We start from the raw sequence: 18,866 nt of genomic DNA, 5'->3' as shown, positions 1-18,866 counted from the left end.
AGTTGCTCGGGTAATTGCTAGGTCGTGGGCGGGCGCCCTGTCGGGCGCCCGCCACGAATCAAACTTCCTCGACGCTGCTCGGCTCACGCCGGGAGAGGTCGATGCCGAGTTCCTCGGCGGCGCGGAACACCTCGTCGTCCGTCTCGCGCATCTCCAGGGCCACACCGTCGCTGGACAGCACCTCGACGTTCAGGCACAGCGACTGCAGCTCCTTGAGGAGCACCTTGAAGGACTCCGGGATGCCCGGCTCCGGGATGTTCTCGCCCTTGACGATCGCCTCGTAGACCTTGACGCGTCCGAGGACGTCGTCGGACTTGATCGTCAGCAGCTCCTGCAGCGCGTATGCCGCGCCGTAGGCCTGCATCGCCCAGCACTCCATCTCACCGAAGCGCTGACCACCGAACTGCGCCTTACCACCCAGCGGCTGCTGCGTGATCATGGAGTACGGACCGGTGGACCGAGCGTGGATCTTGTCGTCGACCAGGTGGTTGAGCTTGAGGATGTAGATGTAGCCGACCGCGATCGGGTCCGGCAGCGGCTCACCGGAGCGGCCGTCGAACAGCCGCGCCTTGCCGCTGGACCCGATGAGCTGCGTGCCGTCCCGGTTGGGCAGCGTGCTGCTCATCAGCCCGGCGATCTCTTCCTCTTTGGCGCCGTCGAAGACCGGGGTCGCCACGTTGGTGTCCGGCTCGGACTCCCCCGCGTTGATGGCCTTCAGCGCCCGCTTCCACTCGGTGTCGTCACCGTCGATCTTCCAGCCGGTCTTGGCCACCCACCCGAGGTGGGTCTCCAGGACCTGGCCGATGTTCATCCGGCTCGGCACGCCGAGCGGGTTGAGCACGATGTCGACCGGGGTGCCGTCCTCGAGGAACGGCATGTCCTCGACCGGGAGGATCTTCGAGATGACGCCCTTGTTGCCGTGGCGGCCGGCCAGCTTGTCGCCGTCCTGGATCTTCCGCTTCTGGGCAACGTAGACGCGCACCAGCTCGTTGACGCCCGGGGACAGCTCGTCGCCGTCCTCCCGGCTGAACGTGCGCACACCGATGACCGTGCCGGTCTCGCCGTGCGGCACCTTGAGGCTGGTGTCGCGCACCTCGCGGGCCTTCTCACCGAAGATCGCGCGGAGCAGACGCTCCTCCGGGGTCAGCTCGGTCTCACCCTTGGGGGTGACCTTGCCGACCAGGATGTCACCGGTCACGACCTCGGCGCCGATCCGGATGATCCCGCGCTCGTCGAGGTCGGCGAGCATTTCCTCGCTGACGTTCGGAATGTCGCGGGTGATCTCCTCCGGCCCCAGCTTGGTGTCGCGCGCGTCGACCTCGTGCTCCTCGATGTGGATCGAGGTGAGGACGTCGTTCTGCACCAGCTTCTGGGACAGGATGATGGCGTCTTCGTAGTTGTGACCCTCCCAGGGCATGAAGGCCACGAGCAGGTTTCGCCCGAGCGCCATCTCGCCCTCGTCGGTGCACGGACCGTCGGCGATGACCTGGCCCTGCTCCACCCGGTCGCCCTCGAAGATCACTGGCTTCTGGTTGACGCAGGAGCCGGAGTTCGAGCGGCGGAACTTGTGCAGCAGATACGTGCGGCGGTGGCCGTCGTCCTGGTGGATCGTGATGTAGTCGGCGCACATGTCCTCGACCACACCGGCGACCTCGGCCACGACCACGTCACCGGCGTCGACGGCGGCACGGTATTCCATGCCGGTGCCGACGAGCGGAGCCTCGGCCTTGACCAGCGGCACCGCCTGGCGCTGCATGTTGGCGCCCATGAGTGCACGGTTGGCGTCGTCGTGCTCGAGGAACGGAATCATCGCGGTGGCGACCGAGGTCATCTGCCGCGGCGAGACGTCCATGTAGTCGACCTGGTCGGCGGGGACGTTGTCGACCTCGCCGCCCTTGCGTCGGACGAGGATGCGGTCCTCGGCGAAGTTGCCGTCGCTCTTGAGCGGAGCGTTGGCCTGCGCCTTGACGTAGCGGTCCTCTTCGTCGGCGGTCAGGTAGTCGATCTGGTCGGTCACCTTGCCGTCGACGACCTTGCGGTAGGGCGTCTCGACGAAGCCGAACGGGTTGACCCGCGCGAACGTCGACAGCGCGCCGATGAGACCGATGTTGGGACCCTCAGGGGTCTCGATCGGGCACATGCGGCCGTAGTGCGACGGGTGCACGTCGCGGACCTCGAAGCCGGCCCGCTCGCGCGACAGACCACCCGGGCCGAGCGCGCTCAGCCGGCGCCGGTGGGTCAGACCCGCCAGCGGGTTGGTCTGGTCCATGAACTGGGACAGCTGCGACGTGCCGAAGAACTCCTTGATCGCCGCCACGACGGGACGGATGTTGATCAGGGTCTGCGGCGTGATCGCCTCGACGTCCTGGGTGGTCATCCGCTCGCGGACGACGCGCTCCATCCGGGACAGGCCCACGCGGACCTGGTTCTGGATGAGCTCGCCGACCGTGCGCAGGCGCCGGTTGCCGAAGTGGTCGATGTCGTCGGCCTCGTAGCCCTCTTCGCCCGTGTGCAGGCGGCAGAGATACTCGACCGTGGCGACGACGTCCTCTTCGGTCAGCACACCCTGGTTGATCGGGAGGTCCAACTCGAGCTTCTTGTTGAACTTGTATCGACCGACCTTGGCGACGTCGTATCGCTTCGGGTTGAAGAAGAGGTTGTCGAGCAGGGTCTGCGCATTCTCACGCGTCGGCGGCTCGCCAGGGCGGAGCTTGCGGTAGATGTCCAACAGCGCCTCGTCCTGGCCGGCGATGTGGTCCTTCTCGAGCGTCGTCATCATGAGCTCGGACCAGCCGAACTTCTCACGGATGCGCTCGGCGGACCAGCCGATGGCCTTGAGCAGGACGGAGACCGCCTGCCGGCGCTTGCGGTCGATGCGGACACCGACGGTGTCGCGCTTGTCGATGTCGAACTCCAGCCAGGCACCCCGGCTCGGGATGACCTTCACGCTGGTGAGGTCGCGGTCGGAGGTCTTGTCCGGCTGCTTGTCGAAATACACGCCCGGAGACCGGACGAGCTGACTCACCACGACGCGCTCGGTGCCGTTGATGATGAAGGTGCCCTTCGGCGTCATCATCGGGAAGTCACCCATGAACACCGTCTGGCTCTTGATCTCGCCAGTGGTGTGGTTGGTGAACTCCGCCGTCACGAACAGCGGCGCGCAGTAGGTGAGGTCCTTCTCCTTGCACTCCTCCATGGGAGCCTTGACCTCGTCGAAGCGAGGCGCGGAGAACGACAGGGACATCGTGCCGGAGAAGTCCTCAATGGGACTGATCTCATCAAGGATCTCCGCCAGCCCGGAACGGGCGTGCTGATCACCGGCCGAGCGGCTCTGCCACTTCTCGTTGCCAACCAACCAGTCGAACGAATCGGTTTGGATGGCAAGGAGGTTGGGAACCTCAAGGTGTTCGGTGATCCTGCCGAAGGAGACCCGGCGGGGAGCGTATGCGCTCGAACTGGTCTTCGCAGGGCGGGAAGCTGCCAAGATGCGTCCTTCCGAGGACCGGTGGTGCAGACAGGCCGTTTCGCGTGCAGCCTGACGACCCCCGACGCAAAGTGCCCACGAAGAGGCACTCCACGCCAGAGGTGAAGTCAGAAGACAGCGCAAACTAGCAGTGTAGCCGAAAGGCTAACCGCTGTCGAGCGGCCCCGTGCACGATGTTTCAACGATCTTTTTTGAAGATCGTTGTTCCACCGGCCGAGCCGCTCGCGTCGGTCGTGGCCTGGGGCTCACCGGTCGATGTGCGCTGAGCCGACCCAAGAAGGGCCGGGGCACATCTGTCGGGCCTCGGGCCGCCGCGTCCGCGGAAAGGCAGTGCCTGATTAGCGTGCCTGCCCGCCGGTCATCGCGTCAAGGGTTCCCACGCGCGTCGGGCCACCGTGACGGAAATCTCGCACTCCGATCACAAGGTGTTGTGGTGCCCACCCCTAGATCTTGGGTCCTTACACAAAAGAAGGCACGGCGATCATGGGGGCGTGGGTCCCGCGGCCGCCCCACGGAGCCGCGGCCCGCCAGGGGCCGGGGGACCAGAAAGGGCGGCCACCGGTTTCCCGGCGACCGCCCTGTCGGCAGTCGAGTTACTTGAGGGAGACCTTCGCGCCCTCGGCCTCGAGCTTGGCCTTGGCCTTGTCCGCGGTCTCCTTGTTGGCCTTCTCGATGACGGCCTTCGGCGCGGCCTCGACGAGGTCCTTCGCCTCCTTCAGGCCCAGGCCGGTGAGCTCGCGCACGACCTTGATGACCTGGATCTTCTTGCCACCGTCAGCCTCGAGGACGACGTCGAACTCCGACTGCTCCTCAACGGCCTCGACCGGGGCGGCCGGGCCGGCCGGGCCCTGGGCGACCGCAACGGCGGCGGTGACGTCGAACGTGGTCTCGAACTCCTTCACGAACTCGGAGAGCTCGATCAGGGTCATCTCCTTGAACGCGTCCAGGAGTTCGGTGGTGCTCAGCTTCGCCATGTTGGCGTTCCTTTCGAAAAAGTGATGTGGAGCACGGGCCTATTCGGCCGCGCTGCCGGATTCCTGGGCGCTGCCGGATTCCTGTTCGCGCTTGTCGGCCAGGGCCTGGACGGTGCGGGCAGCCTTCGACAGCGGCGCCTGGAACAGCGCAGCGGCCTTGGACATGGTGCCCTTCATCGCGCCGGCCAGCTTGGCCAGCAGCACCTCACGGGACTCCAGGTCGGCCAGGCGGCGGACCTCGTCCGCGCTGATGGCCTTGCCCTCGAAAACGCCGCCCTTGATGACGAGCAGCGGGTGCGCCTTCGCGAACTCGCGGAGGCTCTTCGCCGCCTCGACAGGGTCGCCGGAGACGAAAGCGAGCGCGGTAGGACCGGAGAACAAATCGTCGAGCCCGCTGATGCCCGCGTCCGTCGCGGCACGCTTCGCGAGCGTGTTCTTCGCGACGGCGTACGTGGTCTCGCGGCCCAGGTTGCGACGCAGGGTCTTGAGCTGCGCCACGGTCAGGCCGCGGTACTCGGTCAGCACGGTGGCCGTCGAGCCCCGGAAGTTCTCGGTGAGCTCCGCGACCGCGGTGGCCTTGTCGTCTCGAACCGGCTTGTCCGCCATGTCCCTCCTCTCTCTTGCTACGGTGCTGGCCACGCTCTGGGGCCCGCTTGCAGCAACGAAAAACGCCCCGGCGCAGGGGCGCACGGGGCGGAGCGACATATGTCGGCAGCGCTTGTCCGGCCCTGCGCGGGTCGCCTGCGTTGACACAGGGCCTTCGACATCCGCTCACGCGGACATGACCAGCGGTCTTCGGGTTTCGATCGGAACTGTACTTGACAGACGGTGTGTCACCAAATCACGGTCGGCCGCGGCGCAGGTGGACGTAGGCGGCGAGCGCGACCCCCGCCCACGCGACGCCCCATCCGGTGGTGACGAGGACCGGCGCGAGGTGCGTGCCGCCGACCGTGTCGCGGGCCGCGGTCATCAGCGGCGGGGCCAGCCACGGCGCCGGCGAGCTCTTCAGGCCCAGCACGATCGCCATCACCACGCCGCCGACGAGGATCGCCAGCCCCCGGGCCGCCTGCGTCGACACCGCGCGGCTGGACAGCGCGCCGAGGGCGACCGCGGGCAGGAGCAGCAGCAGGTGCGCCCAGACGCCGAGCACGACGCCCTCGGTGAGGGGCGGGTCGCCCGCGCCGGGCGTGGTCACGCCGCCGACCAGCCACGGCAGGATCAACGCGACCACGATGACGGGCAGGCCGGCGACCAGCGCCGCGACGATCCCGGCGGCGGTCTCGCGGGCCGCGCCGACCGCCACCCGGCCGAGGCGCCGCTGCACGTCCGGCTCCACGTCGAGCAGGATCTTCGTCTGCCAGGCCAGGACCGCGAACAGGATGGCGGCGGACACCCCGTAGGCCTCGCCGGCCTGCGCCTGGCCACCGCCGTACAGGATGGACAGCACGACGAGCGCGGCCAGGAGCGGGGCGGCGGCCCGGCCGGTCTGCAGGAAACCCGCGAGCCGCATCCTGATCAGGGCCGTCATCGCTCCTCCCGGACACCGAGGACGTCGAACCCGTCGGCCCGCAGCTTCGCCACGGCGCGGTCCGCGTGCGCCGGCGCCACCGCGAGCTCGATGATGCGTCTCGCCACGGGGCGCTCCCCCTCGGTCACCCGGCCGTCGCGGACGTGCCAGCGGCGGGCGTGGGGCAGCCGGGACACCTCGCCGAGGTGGTCGCTGATGAGGACGGAGCCGCCGCGGCCCACGACGTCGGCGACGATGGCCGGCACCTGCTCGCGGGTCTTGGCGTCCAGGCCCTCCCACGGCTCGTCCAGCACCAGCAGCCCCGGCGGGTCCAGCAGCGCCTGGACGAGGCCGACCTTCTGGGCGGAGCCCTTGGAGAGGCGGCTCAGGCGTACATCGAGGAAGCCGGTGAAATCGAGCCGCCCGGCCCACTCGTCGATGGCCTCGCCGTGCACCCCGCGGACGGCGGCGATGTGGGTGAGGTAGGCGCGGGCGGTGAACGGCTGGTCGGCCGGGAAGCGCTCCGGAACCCAGCCCACGACCGGCGGCCGGTCCGCCACGGCGCCCCGTGCCGGCCGCAGCACCCCGGCGGCGAGCTGGAGCAGGGTCGACTTGCCGGAGCCGTTGGGGCCGAGCACGACCGCGGTCTCACCCGGTCCGAGCGCCAGGTCGACGTGTTGGAGGGTCCACGCGGCCTTGCGGGCGTATCGGAACCAGACGTCCTGCAGGTGCACGCCCCGAACATAGACGACGGCGGGCACCATCGGATGCCCGCCGTCGTCGTGCTGCTTGGTTACTGCTCCGCGTTGGCGTCGTCCTCGAGGAGGTTGCGCGTGCGGCTCGGGTCGACCGGGATGCCGGGACCCATGGTGGTGGTGATGAAGACCTTGCGCAGGTACTTGCCCTTGGACGCGCTCGGCTTGGCCCGGTTGACCTCGTCGAGGACCGCCGCGTAGTTCTCCACCAGCTGCTGCTCGGTGAAGCTCGCCTTGCCGATGATCAGGTGCAGGTTGGAGTGCTTGTCAACGCGGTAGGTGATCTTGCCACCCTTGATCTCGTTGACCGCCTTGGTGACGTCCATCGTGACCGTGCCCGTCTTCGGGTTCGGCATCAGGCCGCGCGGGCCCAGGATCCGCGCGATCCGGCCGATCTTGGCCATCTGGTCGGGCGTCGCGATCGCCGCGTCGAAGTCCAGCCAGCCTTCCTGGATCCGGGCGACGAGCTCGTCCGTGCCCACCGCGTCGGCGCCGGCGGCCTCGGCCTCGGCGGCCTTCGCGCCCTGCGCGAAGACGATGACGCGGGCGGTCTTACCGGTGCCGTGCGGCAGGTTGACCGTGCCACGGACCATCTGGTCGGCCTTGCGGGGGTCGACACCCAGCCGCATGGCCACCTCGACGGTGGGGTCGAACTTGACGGTGGTGGTCTGCTTGGCCAGCTTCACCGCGGCGATGGGGCTGTACAGCGCGTTGCGGTCGACAAGGTCCGAGACCTTGCGGTAGTTCTTGCCGTGCTGCGACATGTCGCTTTACTCCTGTGGTGATCGTGCGGGCGCTTCGATTGAACGCCCTCCCACGTGATCGGGTGTTGGTCAGTCCTTGACGACGATGCCCATGGAACGGGCGGTGCCGGCGATGATCTTCTCGGCCTGCTCGATGTCGTTGGCATTGAGGTCCGACATCTTCTTCTCGGCGACCTCACGCAGCTGGGCCTTGGTGATCGAGCCCACCTTGTCCTTCTGCGGGACGCCGGAACCCTTCGGCACGCCGGCGGCCTTGAGCAGCAGCCGGGCGGCGGGCGGGGTCTTGAGGATGAACGTGAACGTCCGGTCCTCGTAGACGCTGATCTGCGCGGGGATGATGTCGCCGCGCTGGGATTCCGTCTGGGCGTTGTACGCCTTGACGAACTCCATGATGTTCACACCGTGCTGACCGAGCGCGGGGCCGACCGGCGGCGCCGGAGTGGCCTGGCCGCCCGGCAACTGAAGCGTGAAGGTCTTGACGAGCTTCTTCTTCGGAGGCATGGCTGCTTTCGTCTTCCTGGGCTGGAATGATTCGTGCTGACCGGGCATGTCGATGCCCGGCCCGGCTATTGCCGCTGCGCACGACTGAGCGCCCGGCACTTGGCCGGACGCTCAAGCGTACCGCAGGTGATTTAGATCTTCGTGACCTGGTTGAAGTTGAGCTCCACCGGGGTCTCCCGACCGAAGATCGAGACCAGCACCTTGAGCTTCTGCTGGTCGGCGTTGATCTCGCTGATCGTGGCCTGGAGCGAGGCGAAGGCACCGTCGGTGACGGTGACGGAGTCGCCGACCTCGAAGTCGAGCACCTTGACCTCGGGCTTGCCGGCCTTCTTGCCCTCCTGCTGCACCACCGGGGCGAGCCACTTGAGGACCTCGTCGAGCGACAACGGCGCCGGGCGGTCCGCCCGGTCGGTCGCGCCGACGAAGCCGGTCACACCCGGCGTGTTGCGCACACACGAGTAGGACTCCGCCGTCAGCTCCATCCGAACCAGGATGTAGCCGGGGAAGACCTTGTTCTGCACCTGGGTGCGTTTGCCGTTCTTGATCTCGACCTCTTCACGAGTCGGGACCTCGACCTGGTAGATGAACTCTTCCATGTCGAGGCTCGTGATACGGGTCTCGAGATTCGTCTTGACCTTGTTCTCGTAACCGGCGTAGGAGTGCACCACATACCAGTCACCGGGTGCGAAGCGCAGTGCGGCACGCAGCTCGGCGACGGGGTCCTCGGCGTCGGTCGCCGCCGCAGCCGGCTCGGGGGCCGTGCTCGGCGTGGCGGCCGTCATCACCGTCGACGTTTCCTCGTGCTGCTCGTCGTCGGTCCCGGCGGTCTCGTCGAATTCCTGCACGCTGCTCACTTCCGTCTGTCAAGTCTTCGCGTCTGCGGCCGGTCCGCTGCGGACTACTCCGTTTTGTTGCCGAAGGCCCAGAGGACGCCCTTGGCAAACAGGTAGTCGAGGCCACCCACAATCGTAAGCATCACGATCACGAAAACCACGACGACGACCGTGTAAGTGGTCAGTTCCTTGCGGGTCGGCCAGATCACCTTACGCAGCTCGGCGACAACCTCGCGGATGAAGTTGATGAGCCGGGCGAAGATGTTGTTCGAGCTGCCCTCTTTGACCTTGGTCTTCTTCTTGTCCTCGTCCTTGACGTCCTTGGACTTCGACTTCGCGTCTTTGGACTTGGTCAGGACCGGCTTGCCGTCGTCCTCGTCCTCGTCGTCATCGGCGTCCACGTCACCGTCGAGGTCGTCGTCGAGCTCATCGAGCTCGTCAGCGAACTCTTCCTCGATGGCCGCGTCCTCGGCGGTGAGCTCCTCGTCACGGCGATCGTCGGCGGGGTCGGTCCCGCGTCGCCTGCGTTCGGCCACTTTCGCCCTCTTCCGTGATCTCGCGAGTGCTCGGTCCGATGAGTGGCCCGCGGATCCGCCCAACCAGGCCCACCGGCGAAGAGCCGGCGGCACTCGGCGGGACCAACCCGTGACCGCTGGAGGCTGCGACCCGATCGGCGGATCGGGCGCCCCAGACCCAGGTCAGGCCTTCGGCGCAGGGGTGACAGGACTTGAACCTGCAACCTGCGGTTTTGGAGACCGCTGCTCTGCCAATTGAGCCACACCCCTTCGTGGTGATCGCGCCCCTCAACCCCCGTTCTACGGGCGTCGAGAGGTTGCTCACCCCACGGGCGACCAGTGTACGGGTTCGGGTGGGATATCCCAACCACCCCCCTCCTCCGGGTCGCCTCTTACGCTCTGACCAGGGCTTTCGCGGCTCCGAGAATCTTGTCGCCGTTGCACGTGGCGGTGATGTCGATCTGCGTGACACCGTCTTCGCCTACCCGCTTCACGACCCCGCTCACCACGATCTCGGTGCCTTTGTCGTCGTCCGGCACCACCACCGGATTGGCGAAGCGGGTGGAGTATTCGACGATCGCCGCGGTGCCACCTACCCAACAGGCAACCGCCTGCCCCGCCAGGGCCATCGTCAGCATGCCGTGCGCGATGACACCCGGCAGACCGACCGACGTCGCGACGCGATCGCTCCAGTGGATCGGGTTGAAGTCGCCGGAGGCGCCGGCATACCGCACCAGGTCGGCGCGGGTCACCTGGAACGTCTGCGGCGGGAACACGGTGCCGACCTGCATGTCAGCCCTCCCCACGGACCACGAGCCGGGTCCAGATCGTCACGACGAGCTCACCTTCGACGGTCGACACCTCGTGCCGCGTCGTCAGGAACGCGTGCCCGGCGCGGCTGCTGATCTCCTCCACCGCCATCACGGTGACCAGGTGGTCGCCGGCGACGATCGGCCGCACGTAGCGGAACGTCTGCCCGCCGTGGACCACCCGGCTGTAGTCCAGCCCGAACGTCTGGTCCTCGACCAGCTGCTGCCCGGCGTTCTGACTCAGAATGATCGCGAACGTCGGCGGGGCGATCACGTCCTTGTAGCCCTTGGCGCGCGCCTCTGCGAGGTCCCGGTGCACGGGATCGCTGGCGCTGACCGCGTCGGCGAACTCCCGGATCTTCTCCCGGCCGACCTCATAGGGCGGGGTCGGCGGATACACCCGACCCATGAACGACTGATCCAACGGCATGATGTGCAACTTACCGTCCGCATGCCGAAGCCCCGGCCGCTGGGCCGGGGCTTCGATGTGAGCTGTGGGTGCGGTTATCGCGTCTCGCGGTGCACGGTGTGCTTGCCGTCCCGGGGGCAGAACTTCTTCAGCTCGATGCGGTCCGGGTCGTTGCGGCGGTTCTTCTTGGTGATGTAGTTCCGCTCTTTACACTCCGTGCATGCCAGCGTGATCTTCGGACGAACGTCGGTCGCCTTGGCCATGGCGAAGTGCCTTCCTTCAGAGCGGGGTTCAGGTCCAGCGAACGAGCATAGCGGCTCACACTGGCAGTCGCCGAATCGGCGACCTCTGTGGTGCGTCTGTAGCGGTGGCCGGACTTGAACCGGCGACACAGCGATTATGAGCCGCTTGCTCTACCATCTGAGCTACACCGCCGCGGCGGACTCGATGACTCAAGCCCGGTCTCTCGAGCCCCCTTACGGAATCGAACCGTAGACCTTCTCCTTACCATGGAGACGCTCTGCCGACTGAGCTAAGGGGGCGCATCAAGTGCGAACCCGCACATGCGCTCGCTAAGCGTACACGGCCCTCGCCGTGGCACGAAATCGACTTCCCCGAACTGGTGTCCGCCCAGCTTGTGAGGCCTGCTTCGGCGTGTCGGCACGGGTTTTCGCGATGTTGGTCAGAGCCGAGCTGCGGTCGTGGGGGTGTCGTCGGGGCATCGTCCGGGTGACCGGAACGCGACTTCGATCGTGAGCGGACCGCGGAGCGGTCGCATCGCATGGCTCAGTGACGGTGGTTGACCAACTGGCTACGGGTTGTCGCGGCGCGGCCGGGACGGTCCGTCGCGGCCGCAGGTCGCGGTCCGTCGCGGCCGGGACGGCCGCCGTCGCGGCCGCAGGTCGCGGCTGCGTGACTGTCCGCGGAGGTGGCAGGGAGGCCGTTCACGGCCGACCGGTGGCTGACGGGAGCGGCGGGCCGTGCCCACGGCGGACCTGAGCAGGCCTCTGCCGTCCTTACGGCACGGCGCGCAGCCAGCGGACCTCGACGGCGGGCGCGGCCGTGGGGTCGGCGTCGGCCTGGACCTGGAGCCAGGACTCGAAGCGCTCGTACGGCAGCGCGCGGCTGAACAGGAAGCCCTGGCCCATGTCGCAGTGCATGTCTTCGAGCAGACCCAGTGTGAGTTCGCTCTCAACACCCTCGGCGACGACGGCCAGGCCGAAGTGCCGGGCCATGTCGACGACGGTCCGCACGATCGCGAGATCGCTGGCGCCGGTGGCCATGCCCTGGACGAAGGTACGGTCGATCTTGACCTCTTGGACGGGGAAGCGGCTGAGGTCTGCGAACGAGGAGCGGCCGGCGCCGAAGTCGTCGACGGACAGCCGGACGCCGAGGTCGCGGAGGCGTTTCAGGGCGGGAATGGTGCGGCCGCTGCCGAGCAGTTCATCCTCGGAGAGCTCGAGGATGATCCGGTCGGCGGGCACGCCGTGCTCCTCGAGCAGCTCCGACACCTGTAACGGGAAGTCAGCGTCGTTGAGGGTGCGGGCCGAGATGTTGACCGCGACGGTGAGCGAGCGGCCGGCGTCGGCCCATTCGCGGGCCCTGCGGATGCCTTCGCGGAGGACCACGCCGTTGAGCCGGGAGAGCTGGCCGGTGTGCTCGGCGACGGAGACGAAGTCCGGCGGGGCGACCTGGCCGTGCACGGGATGCTCCCAGCGGGCGAGGCATTCGACGCCGACGAGCCGGCGGTCTTTGAGGGCGACCTTCGGCTGGAAGTACACCTCGAGCTCGCCGGTGTTGAGCGCGGCCTCGAGGTCGGCGGCGAGGCCGACGCGGCGGACGGAGCGTGACTGCAGGCCGGCGTTGAACAGCTGGACGATCCCCCGGGACTTCGCCACGGAGGTGGCCACGGCGGCCCGCTGGAGCAGCGCCTCGGGCTCCGAGCCGTGGTCCGGGTAGATCGAGACGCCGACGTTGGTGTCGACGTCGACGGTCAGCGTTTCGATGACCATGCGATCCCGGGTGCCGGCACGCAGGGTGTCGGCGACCGCCACGGCGGCGTCGGCACTGACGGTGCGCAGCTCGACGGCGAACTTGTCGCCGCCGACCCGGGCGACGAGTGCGCCCTGCGGCGCCAGGTCCCGCAGCCGGCGGGCGACCTGGATGAGGACCTCGTCGCCGGCGTCCTGGCCGAGCGATTCGTTGACCTCGCGCAGGGCGACGACGTCGAACAGGAGCACGGCAACCACGTCGCGCTGGCCGCGGCCGGTCATCGCCTCGCCGAGCGCCTCGAGCATCCTGCGCCGGTTGGCCAGGCCCGTGAGCGCGTCGTGGTTGGCGTCGAACTGCAGGCGATCGACCAACCGGCTGTTCTCGACGGCGATGCTGGCGTGCGCTGACAGCGTCTCGAGCAGCTGCGTGTCGTCCTTGCCGAAGGCGGTCTCCGCGCCGAGCCGGCCGGCGACCTCCAGAGTGCCGATCGTCACACCGCTGGAGCGCAACGGCACCACGATCACGTCCTTGACGCCGGCGTGCTGCAGGGCGGCGCGGAGCTCGGGCTCACCGACCTTGGGTCCGACCGCGACAGTGTCGCCGGTGCGCATCGCCTGCTGCCGGAAGATGTCGGGCGTCGGCGCGTTGTCGAGCAGGCCGCGATAGTCGAAGCGGGCCGACAGCAGCACCTCGGGGTGCCGCCCCTGCGCGGGCAACCACAGCGTGGCCGAGTCGGCGGCGAGCAGCGCCCGGACCCGCACCAGCAGCACGTCCGGCAGCGTGCCGTCGTGGTTGGTCGTGGCGATGTCGCGGGTCAGGGCGTACATCTCCGCGAGGTTGCGGTGCTGCTGGAAGAAGTGCGAGTAGGAGCGGTACAGCACGGCGAGCACCGCGGCGAGCAGCACCAGCAGGAGGCTGCCCCAGCGGCTCGCCTGCAAGGTCAGCAGCATGATGAGGCCGAGCACGATATTGACGCCAATAACGGCGAAACCGGGCACCGAGGACCGCAGGAACTGCGGGAGGTGCGCGACGCCCTGCAACAGCACCATCACGCCGGCGATTGCCGCCCAGGAAACGAGGTTGCCGGCGAGCACCGCGGTGCCGAGCACGAACCAGGTGGCGGGTGAACCCGCATCGCCGAGGCCGAGCTGGAACACGATGAGATTGGCCGTCGCCACGCCCGCGATATGACCGGCGGCGCTGAATGCGGTCTTGTGCGGTCCGAGCTTCCCGCTGAACACGTTCCAGATCAGGCCGGCGACGAGCCGCACGCCGATGGCCATCAGCGGAGACAGGTAGAACAGCGCCAGCAGCACCGGCAGGTCGTTCATGCGGATGTTGAGACCCTGCCGCCGGACGTCGAACCGCAGCACCATGTGCGTGGCCAGCAGCGAGAGCAGCAGCAGGATCGGCGCGTATTGCAGGTGGTAGTCCAGCGGCCGCGCGTGCGGCGAGAGCAGCGGTGGCAGCGAGAGCAGGGCACCGAGCAGGAGTAGAGGTGCGGTGATTAACCAGGAGTAGCTGTCGCGCCGGGTGACCGGAGCCTTCGGAGCGGGCACCCGTTCCCCAATCGCGCCGAGCCGGCGTTCACTTCACCACGCCCGCTGGGTGGTGATGTGAGGGGCCGGCCTATGACCAGTCGAAGTCTTCGGTGACGCGGAGCGAGTCGGCCGCGCCGACGATCTGCACCGATCCGGAGAGTGAGGTCAGTCCACGGGCCTCGAAGCTGTGGCTCGCCTGCGCGACGGCCGGCGATAACCCAAGGGCCACAGCCCCAGCTCCGATCGTGACTGCCAGACGCACCATCCACAGGCCGAGCGTCTTCTCACGCATCTGTCGCTCCCATGCGATCACAGTGACACCAGGTGTGGCTTGGATACCCACGATCGTGCCACAGCTAACGGTAGAACCAACAGTGCGCAGCCCAGGATGACGCGCCCGCGCGGAAGAATCGACCTTTCGGCCGATTCCGGCAGTGGAGGTACGGCTATATCAACCCGTCCGATCTAGATTTGGCGCAACTTTTTCGCGACGCGAGGAGTCGGACTTGACCCTCTTGCGCTTACTGACGGACAGGACCTTCGCGTCCCGCATCTCGCGCCAGTCGCCGTCGGGATCCAGGACCGTCGAGCGGACCCACTCGACGGCGGCCCCTTCGGAGTCGAACGTCCGCACCCGGAGCCGTCCGTCGGGTCCGCCGCGTCGGAGCTCCACCTGCCACCGGCCTTCGGCTGCGTTGCGCACGAAGACGTCCCGACGCACCAGCCGGGACCACCGCCCGTTCCACCACTGCCGTTCGTTCATGGGTACATCTTAGAACGGGTGTACGACAATTTTGGGGCTCCGGGGCGCGGGTTCGACCGGTAGCGTGGCGGTCCGTGAAGCCGGCGCATGCTGCACCCGTGCGGGCCGGGTGCTGAGCTGCCCCGTACACGAGGCGCCCGAGATCATCCTGATCCTGCGGGCCGGGCCTGATGCCGTCGCCGGTGCCGAGGTCACGATCAGCAGCACGGTGACCGGACAGGGCGTCGCTTCCCAGCCGCGCACATCAACGGTGCATATCGGTCACGGAGCGGACCTGGTCCCCGCCCACGACAGGACCGCGGTGGAGGCTGACGCCACGGGGCCGGTGACGCCGCCGGTCGAGTTCACCAACTGGGGCGACGAGGCCGCCGACGGCTTCGACCTCAGGCTGGAGTCGAATGCTCCCTTTGGCGTCGATGTTCCCGGTTGCCAGCCGGAGGCCTTCGGGGAGACGGTGGTGACCCGCTGCCGGGTGGACGAGCGGATCAGACCGGGCGGGCATTACGAGGGCACCCCGTACACCTTCCGGATGAACGGCAAGGTCGGTGATGTCGCGCTCAACTACTGGGTCGAGCCGACGGGCCGACCCCCTGGGGTCCCGTACGACAACACCAAGGCGTCCTTCGACGTGCACGCGACCGGCAAAACGGACGCGGACATCGCCGTGGAGGGCAGCACCGCCGCCGGTCTGGTCGGCGAGGTCGCCTCCGCGGTGCTGACGATCCGCAACCTCGGCCCGGCCGACGCCACCGAGGCGGGGACCGTCTACTTCGAGTCGCCGGCGGGCACCGAGATCACTGGTTACCCCCAAGGCTGCGGCCCTTCCAGCGTGGCGCTGCCGCTGCCGAACCCGAACGGCGAGCCTGTCCAGCAGACGACGCAGTGCCTTGCGCCGATCCTGGCGAGCGGGAGGTCACACAGCTGGAACCTGTCGTTCAGGATCGTCCGCGCGGTCAGTGGCGGCTACGGCCGGGTCGAGTACCGGGAGCCGGCCGACCTGGACGCCGGCAACAACACCACCGTGCTGACGGTGCAGTCCGCTCCGGGGCCTGTGGAGGCGGGGACGGCTGATCCGGGTTCCCCGCTCGCGTGGTGGCGGGTGGCGGCTGCGGTCGTGATCCTGATCAGCGGCGCCGGCCTTGCCGTGTGGGGGCACCGCCGCGCCGCGCTCCTCCGCCGCTCAACCGGGTGATCATGTCGCGAACTTCGCCGCGTATTGCCGTGACGCAGAGGACGGAGCGCCGATGGATCTTCATCGCAGACGCCGGTGGGCGTGGCTCGGGGCGGCGATGCTGGTGGGAGGCATTGCCCTGCTGGCGGTGATCGTCCGCGACTGGGAGTCGGAAGCGCTGATCCTCGACTGGAAGTTGTTGGTCGGCGGCCCGGGCGGGGTACTGGCCGGCGTCCTGTTCCGCTCGGTGGGCTGGGCCTCGATCGAGGCGATCATGTTTGAGCCTCGTCCGGACGGTCACCCACGGCTGGTGCTCGTGCCGGCGGCGGGCGCGGACCTTGGCGTGCCGGCCGAGTATCGCAACGGCGTCGACGGCCGACCGTCGGTCATCCTGGTCAACATCGCGGACGTGCGGGAGTCGCCGGACCAGGTCCGCGCGGCGTTGCAACGCTACGCCGGCGACCGTTATGCGCATGCCGACTGACGTGCCGGCCGCCGGGGCTGACCATGGATGCCCGAGGCGTGCGGCACCGGCGCGAAGCAGACCGAGGCCGACGACCAGGGCGACGCGGAGGATGTCGAGCCGCTCAAACGTGGCGCCAAGCTTTGTCGCGACGGGTGAGATTGAGCGGCACCCGGTGAGACCCAGTGGGACCAACGAGTAAGGCCCCCGAGCAGAGTTTCCCCTGCTTGGGGGCCTTACTTTCCTGCCAGTGGCGGGTAGAGGATTCGAACCTCTGTAGCTTTCGCGACGGATTTACAGTCCGCTCCCATTGGCCGCTCGGGCAACCCGCCTGGCGGAAGCAAGAATAGCGGTACGCCCCGGGGGCAACGCAAACGGGTACCCTCGGCACGCCCGCAACCGCCAACGAACGCACCACAGGAGCATCTGCCATGGCTTCGGCACCCTCGTTCGACATCGTCAGCAAGGTCGACCGGCAGGAGGTCGACAACGCGCTCAACCAGGCCGACAAGGAGCTGGGGCAGCGGTTTGACTTCCGCGGCACCGGCGCTGAGATCAAGTGGGCCGGGGAGGAGACGGTCAGCCTCCAGGCGGAGACCGAGGAGCGCGTGGTCGCGGCCCTCGAAGTCTTCAAGGAGAAGCTGGTCAAGCGCAACATCTCGCTCAAGTCACTCGATGCGGGCGAGCCGCGCGCATCCGGCAAGACGTACAAGATCGATGCCAAGATCGTCCAGGGCATCGAGTCGGACAAGGCGAAGGAGATCTCCAAGAAGATCCGCGACGAGGGGCCGAAGGGCATCCAGGCGCAGATCCAGGGGGATCAGCTGCGTGTGACCGGCAAGAAGAAGGACGACCTGCAGGCGGTCATCACGCTGCTCAAGGGCGAGGACTTCGGGATCGCGCTGCAGTTCACGAACTACCGCTGAGCTTCAGTCCCGGCGGGCCGGTGGGCGCCGCTCGGGACGCTCAGGGGTCTCCTCGGCGCGGATCAGCACGAAGCTGTCGGTGTCACAGATCTCGGTGTCGGGCTCTTCCCGGTGGTCGGGGTCTGCCAGCACGGCGTGGATCGGCAATGCCATGAGGCGTGACCATACACGGACGTGCGGCCGGCATCACTCAAGTGAGTGACGCAAGCGTGGTGGCCCGCACTCGACCGGGTGACGCACACGCTCAGGTCAGTGACGCCTGCGTGGCAGCCCGCGCGATCGCACCGCGCGGGTTGCCCGCCACCAGCGCGCCGAGCGCGACCGCGGTGCCCGCCAGCAGGAACGCCCAGATGACGCCGCCGGGGTGGTCGACGACGAGTCCCATGACGGCGACACCGGCGGCGCTGGAGGCTACCGAGACGGTCACCAGCCAGGTGTACGCCTCGTTGAGCATCGAACCCGGCACGATCTGCCCGACGAGCGAGTTCTGCACGGTCAGCGCCGGCGCGATGGTGGCGCCGCCGACGATGAGGGCGATGCCGAGCGCCAGCGCGCTGGGCATGGCGGCGAGGACCAGGATGCTGGCGGCCACCCCGCCGAGCAGCCAGCCGAGTCGCCCCGGCGGGCGGGTGCCGAAGTAGAAGCCGCTCACGGCGCTGCCGATGCCCCACACGCCGAGCAGCAGCCCGCCGATGCTTTCCGGGTCGTGTTCGACGTACGCGGTGGCGTACGCGGGAACGGCGACCCCCATCCCGCCGAATGCGAACCCCAGGCCGAACGCGGTCACCAGCAGCGGCACGAAGCCTGGGGTCCGCAAAGGGCCGAGGCCCTTGGCGTCCGTGTGGTCGGCGTGCCGGCGCCATGACCGGATGGCCTGGCCGCGGGCGACGACCAGGGTGCCGAGGAGGGTGATGCCGGCGGCGGCGCCGAGCGCGACCGCGGGTTGCCACAGCACGACGCACAGCGCGACCAGCATCGGCCCGGCCACGAAGACGACCTCGAACAGCGCCGTCTCGGCCGCGAGGGCGGTCACCCGGACGTGTGGCAGGTCGGCGGTCAGCGCGTTCCAGGTGCCGCGCACGGCGGCGGTCATCGGCGGGAACGTGGCGCCGGCGACGACGGCCGCACCGACGATCGCGGGCAGCGGCGCTTGCCGGAGCGCGGCGAAGATCAGCAGCCCGAGCGCGAGCGGGTGGGCGACGCCGGTGACGAGGAGCACCGGCGCGGGGCCGATCCGGTCGGCGAGCCGCCCGGCGACCGGGCTGGCGGCCGCGCCGGCGAGTGCGTAGACGGCGCACGCGGCGGCGGCCTGCGCGTACCGGCCGGTCGTCTGCTGCAGGAGCAGCAGCAGCGACAGCGAGACCATGCCGAGGCCGAGCCGGGCGAGCACCCCGACGACCAGCAGAACGGGCGCGCCAGGAAGCCGCCAGACCGCCGCGTACTGCCGCAACGCCGTGCC

The 18,866-nt window shown here is 68.5% G+C and carries 20 protein-coding genes and 4 tRNA genes; 3 read left to right on the top strand and 21 right to left on the bottom strand.

Features of this window, described 5'->3' with window-relative positions:
- Positions 1 to 58: 58 nt before the first annotated feature.
- From AB0K00_RS37455 to AB0K00_RS37370, 18 genes are all read right to left on the bottom strand, one after another.
- On the bottom strand, positions 59 to 3,484 hold the full coding sequence (locus AB0K00_RS37455; RefSeq protein WP_363530837.1) for a DNA-directed RNA polymerase subunit beta: 3,426 nt from the start codon (positions 3,482 to 3,484) through the stop codon (positions 59 to 61).
- A 593-nt stretch (positions 3,485 to 4,077) separates the two neighbouring features.
- Positions 4,078 to 4,458, bottom strand: coding sequence for a 50S ribosomal protein L7/L12 (gene rplL, locus AB0K00_RS37450; RefSeq protein ID WP_363530834.1), 381 nt, complete (start codon positions 4,456 to 4,458; stop codon positions 4,078 to 4,080).
- A 39-nt stretch (positions 4,459 to 4,497) separates the two neighbouring features.
- A complete protein-coding gene (rplJ, locus tag AB0K00_RS37445) occupies positions 4,498 to 5,064 on the bottom strand; it encodes a 50S ribosomal protein L10 (protein WP_354776670.1) in 567 nt (188 codons plus the stop codon).
- A 235-nt stretch (positions 5,065 to 5,299) separates the two neighbouring features.
- Positions 5,300 to 5,986 (bottom strand): hypothetical protein, encoded by a 687-nt coding sequence (locus AB0K00_RS37440; RefSeq protein WP_363530830.1) that lies wholly within the window; start codon positions 5,984 to 5,986, stop codon positions 5,300 to 5,302.
- The gene (locus AB0K00_RS37435) at positions 5,983 to 6,699 is read right to left on the bottom strand and encodes an ATP-binding cassette domain-containing protein (protein ID WP_363530827.1); all 717 of its coding nucleotides are present in this window, start codon (positions 6,697 to 6,699) and stop codon (positions 5,983 to 5,985) included. Before AB0K00_RS37435 ends, AB0K00_RS37440 begins: the two co-directional genes overlap by 4 nt.
- 59 nt (positions 6,700 to 6,758) lie before the next feature.
- Positions 6,759 to 7,484, bottom strand: a complete 726-nt coding sequence (gene rplA / locus AB0K00_RS37430; protein WP_363530824.1) for a 50S ribosomal protein L1 — start codon at positions 7,482 to 7,484, stop codon at positions 6,759 to 6,761.
- A gap of 69 nt (positions 7,485 to 7,553) precedes the next feature.
- The gene (rplK, locus tag AB0K00_RS37425) at positions 7,554 to 7,985 is read right to left on the bottom strand and encodes a 50S ribosomal protein L11 (protein WP_203845065.1); all 432 of its coding nucleotides are present in this window, start codon (positions 7,983 to 7,985) and stop codon (positions 7,554 to 7,556) included.
- Positions 7,986 to 8,116: 131 nt separating this feature from the next.
- Entirely contained in the window at positions 8,117 to 8,830 is a 714-nt protein-coding gene (gene nusG, locus AB0K00_RS37420; RefSeq protein ID WP_033357759.1) for a transcription termination/antitermination protein NusG, read from the bottom strand.
- 53 nt (positions 8,831 to 8,883) lie between these two features.
- Positions 8,884 to 9,354 carry a preprotein translocase subunit SecE gene (gene secE / locus AB0K00_RS37415; protein ID WP_363530820.1) on the bottom strand — a complete coding sequence of 157 codons (471 nt, stop codon included), beginning with the start codon at positions 9,352 to 9,354 and terminating at the stop codon, positions 8,884 to 8,886.
- A gap of 176 nt (positions 9,355 to 9,530) precedes the next feature.
- Positions 9,531 to 9,603, bottom strand: a tRNA-Trp gene (locus AB0K00_RS37410).
- A 122-nt stretch (positions 9,604 to 9,725) separates the two neighbouring features.
- Complete coding sequence (locus AB0K00_RS37405) at positions 9,726 to 10,124, bottom strand: MaoC family dehydratase (RefSeq protein WP_327008124.1); 399 nt, start codon at positions 10,122 to 10,124, stop codon at positions 9,726 to 9,728.
- Position 10,125: 1 nt separating this feature from the next.
- Positions 10,126 to 10,572, bottom strand: a complete 447-nt coding sequence (locus tag AB0K00_RS37400) for a MaoC family dehydratase N-terminal domain-containing protein (protein ID WP_203845061.1) — start codon at positions 10,570 to 10,572, stop codon at positions 10,126 to 10,128.
- A 74-nt stretch (positions 10,573 to 10,646) separates the two neighbouring features.
- Positions 10,647 to 10,814, bottom strand: coding sequence for a 50S ribosomal protein L33 (rpmG, locus tag AB0K00_RS37395; RefSeq protein ID WP_033357682.1), 168 nt, complete (start codon positions 10,812 to 10,814; stop codon positions 10,647 to 10,649).
- Between the two features lie 99 nt (positions 10,815 to 10,913).
- A tRNA-Met gene (locus AB0K00_RS37390) sits at positions 10,914 to 10,986 on the bottom strand.
- A gap of 34 nt (positions 10,987 to 11,020) precedes the next feature.
- Positions 11,021 to 11,093, bottom strand: a tRNA-Thr gene (locus AB0K00_RS37385).
- Between the two features lie 474 nt (positions 11,094 to 11,567).
- Positions 11,568 to 14,102, bottom strand: coding sequence for a sensor domain-containing phosphodiesterase (locus AB0K00_RS37380; protein ID WP_363530815.1), 2,535 nt, complete (start codon positions 14,100 to 14,102; stop codon positions 11,568 to 11,570).
- Between the two features lie 70 nt (positions 14,103 to 14,172).
- Positions 14,173 to 14,376: a hypothetical protein gene (locus AB0K00_RS37375; RefSeq protein WP_363530812.1), complete on the bottom strand. Its 204-nt coding sequence runs from the start codon at positions 14,374 to 14,376 to the stop codon at positions 14,173 to 14,175.
- Positions 14,377 to 14,535: 159 nt separating this feature from the next.
- Positions 14,536 to 14,847: a hypothetical protein gene (locus AB0K00_RS37370; protein WP_363530809.1), complete on the bottom strand. Its 312-nt coding sequence runs from the start codon at positions 14,845 to 14,847 to the stop codon at positions 14,536 to 14,538.
- A gap of 64 nt (positions 14,848 to 14,911) precedes the next feature.
- Here AB0K00_RS37370 and AB0K00_RS37365 point away from each other — a divergent pair, with 64 nt between their 5' ends.
- Both AB0K00_RS37365 and AB0K00_RS37360 read left to right on the top strand, forming a co-directional pair.
- Positions 14,912 to 16,039, top strand: coding sequence for a hypothetical protein (locus AB0K00_RS37365; RefSeq protein WP_363530806.1), 1,128 nt, complete (start codon positions 14,912 to 14,914; stop codon positions 16,037 to 16,039).
- Between the two features lie 127 nt (positions 16,040 to 16,166).
- A complete protein-coding gene (locus AB0K00_RS37360; protein ID WP_363530804.1) occupies positions 16,167 to 16,502 on the top strand; it encodes a hypothetical protein in 336 nt (111 codons plus the stop codon).
- Between the two features lie 230 nt (positions 16,503 to 16,732).
- On the opposite strand, the gene AB0K00_RS37355 is transcribed toward AB0K00_RS37360, so the two are convergent.
- Positions 16,733 to 16,813, bottom strand: a tRNA-Tyr gene (locus AB0K00_RS37355).
- Between the two features lie 99 nt (positions 16,814 to 16,912).
- Between AB0K00_RS37355 and AB0K00_RS37350 the strand changes: the two genes are divergently transcribed.
- Positions 16,913 to 17,407, top strand: a complete 495-nt coding sequence (locus AB0K00_RS37350) for a YajQ family cyclic di-GMP-binding protein (protein WP_203845059.1) — start codon at positions 16,913 to 16,915, stop codon at positions 17,405 to 17,407.
- A 3-nt stretch (positions 17,408 to 17,410) separates the two neighbouring features.
- Here the strand turns inward: AB0K00_RS37350 and AB0K00_RS37345 are convergent, their stop codons facing one another.
- Positions 17,411 to 17,560, bottom strand: a complete 150-nt coding sequence (locus AB0K00_RS37345; RefSeq protein WP_327008106.1) for a hypothetical protein — start codon at positions 17,558 to 17,560, stop codon at positions 17,411 to 17,413.
- A 91-nt stretch (positions 17,561 to 17,651) separates the two neighbouring features.
- Complete coding sequence (locus AB0K00_RS37340) at positions 17,652 to 18,857, bottom strand: MFS transporter (protein WP_363530800.1); 1,206 nt, start codon at positions 18,855 to 18,857, stop codon at positions 17,652 to 17,654.
- Positions 18,858 to 18,866 lie beyond the last annotated feature (9 nt).

The sequence above is a fragment of the Dactylosporangium sp. NPDC049525 genome (assembly GCF_040676755.1).
GTDB lineage: Bacteria > Actinomycetota > Actinomycetes > Mycobacteriales > Micromonosporaceae > Dactylosporangium.
Note: the sequence above shows the minus strand (reverse complement) of the source record. Positions and strands in the feature narration are given on the sequence as shown.

Coding starts and splice junctions, on each gene's coding strand:
- AB0K00_RS37400 (WP_203845061.1), bottom strand. CDS start 10,572: ATGCCGTTGGATCAGTCGTTCATGGGTCGGGTGTATCCGCCGACCCCG.
- rplK (WP_203845065.1), bottom strand. CDS start 7,985: ATGCCTCCGAAGAAGAAGCTCGTCAAGACCTTCACGCTTCAGTTGCCG.
- rpmG (WP_033357682.1), bottom strand. CDS start 10,814: ATGGCCAAGGCGACCGACGTTCGTCCGAAGATCACGCTGGCATGCACG.
- AB0K00_RS37370 (WP_363530809.1), bottom strand. CDS start 14,847: ATGAACGAACGGCAGTGGTGGAACGGGCGGTGGTCCCGGCTGGTGCGT.
- AB0K00_RS37440 (WP_363530830.1), bottom strand. CDS start 5,986: ATGACGGCCCTGATCAGGATGCGGCTCGCGGGTTTCCTGCAGACCGGC.
- AB0K00_RS37405 (WP_327008124.1), bottom strand. CDS start 10,124: ATGCAGGTCGGCACCGTGTTCCCGCCGCAGACGTTCCAGGTGACCCGC.
- AB0K00_RS37345 (WP_327008106.1), bottom strand. CDS start 17,560: ATGGCATTGCCGATCCACGCCGTGCTGGCAGACCCCGACCACCGGGAA.
- rplJ (WP_354776670.1), bottom strand. CDS start 5,064: ATGGCGGACAAGCCGGTTCGAGACGACAAGGCCACCGCGGTCGCGGAG.
- AB0K00_RS37375 (WP_363530812.1), bottom strand. CDS start 14,376: ATGCGTGAGAAGACGCTCGGCCTGTGGATGGTGCGTCTGGCAGTCACG.
- rplA (WP_363530824.1), bottom strand. CDS start 7,484: ATGTCGCAGCACGGCAAGAACTACCGCAAGGTCTCGGACCTTGTCGAC.
- AB0K00_RS37350 (WP_203845059.1), top strand. CDS start 16,913: ATGGCTTCGGCACCCTCGTTCGACATCGTCAGCAAGGTCGACCGGCAG.
- rplL (WP_363530834.1), bottom strand. CDS start 4,458: ATGGCGAAGCTGAGCACCACCGAACTCCTGGACGCGTTCAAGGAGATG.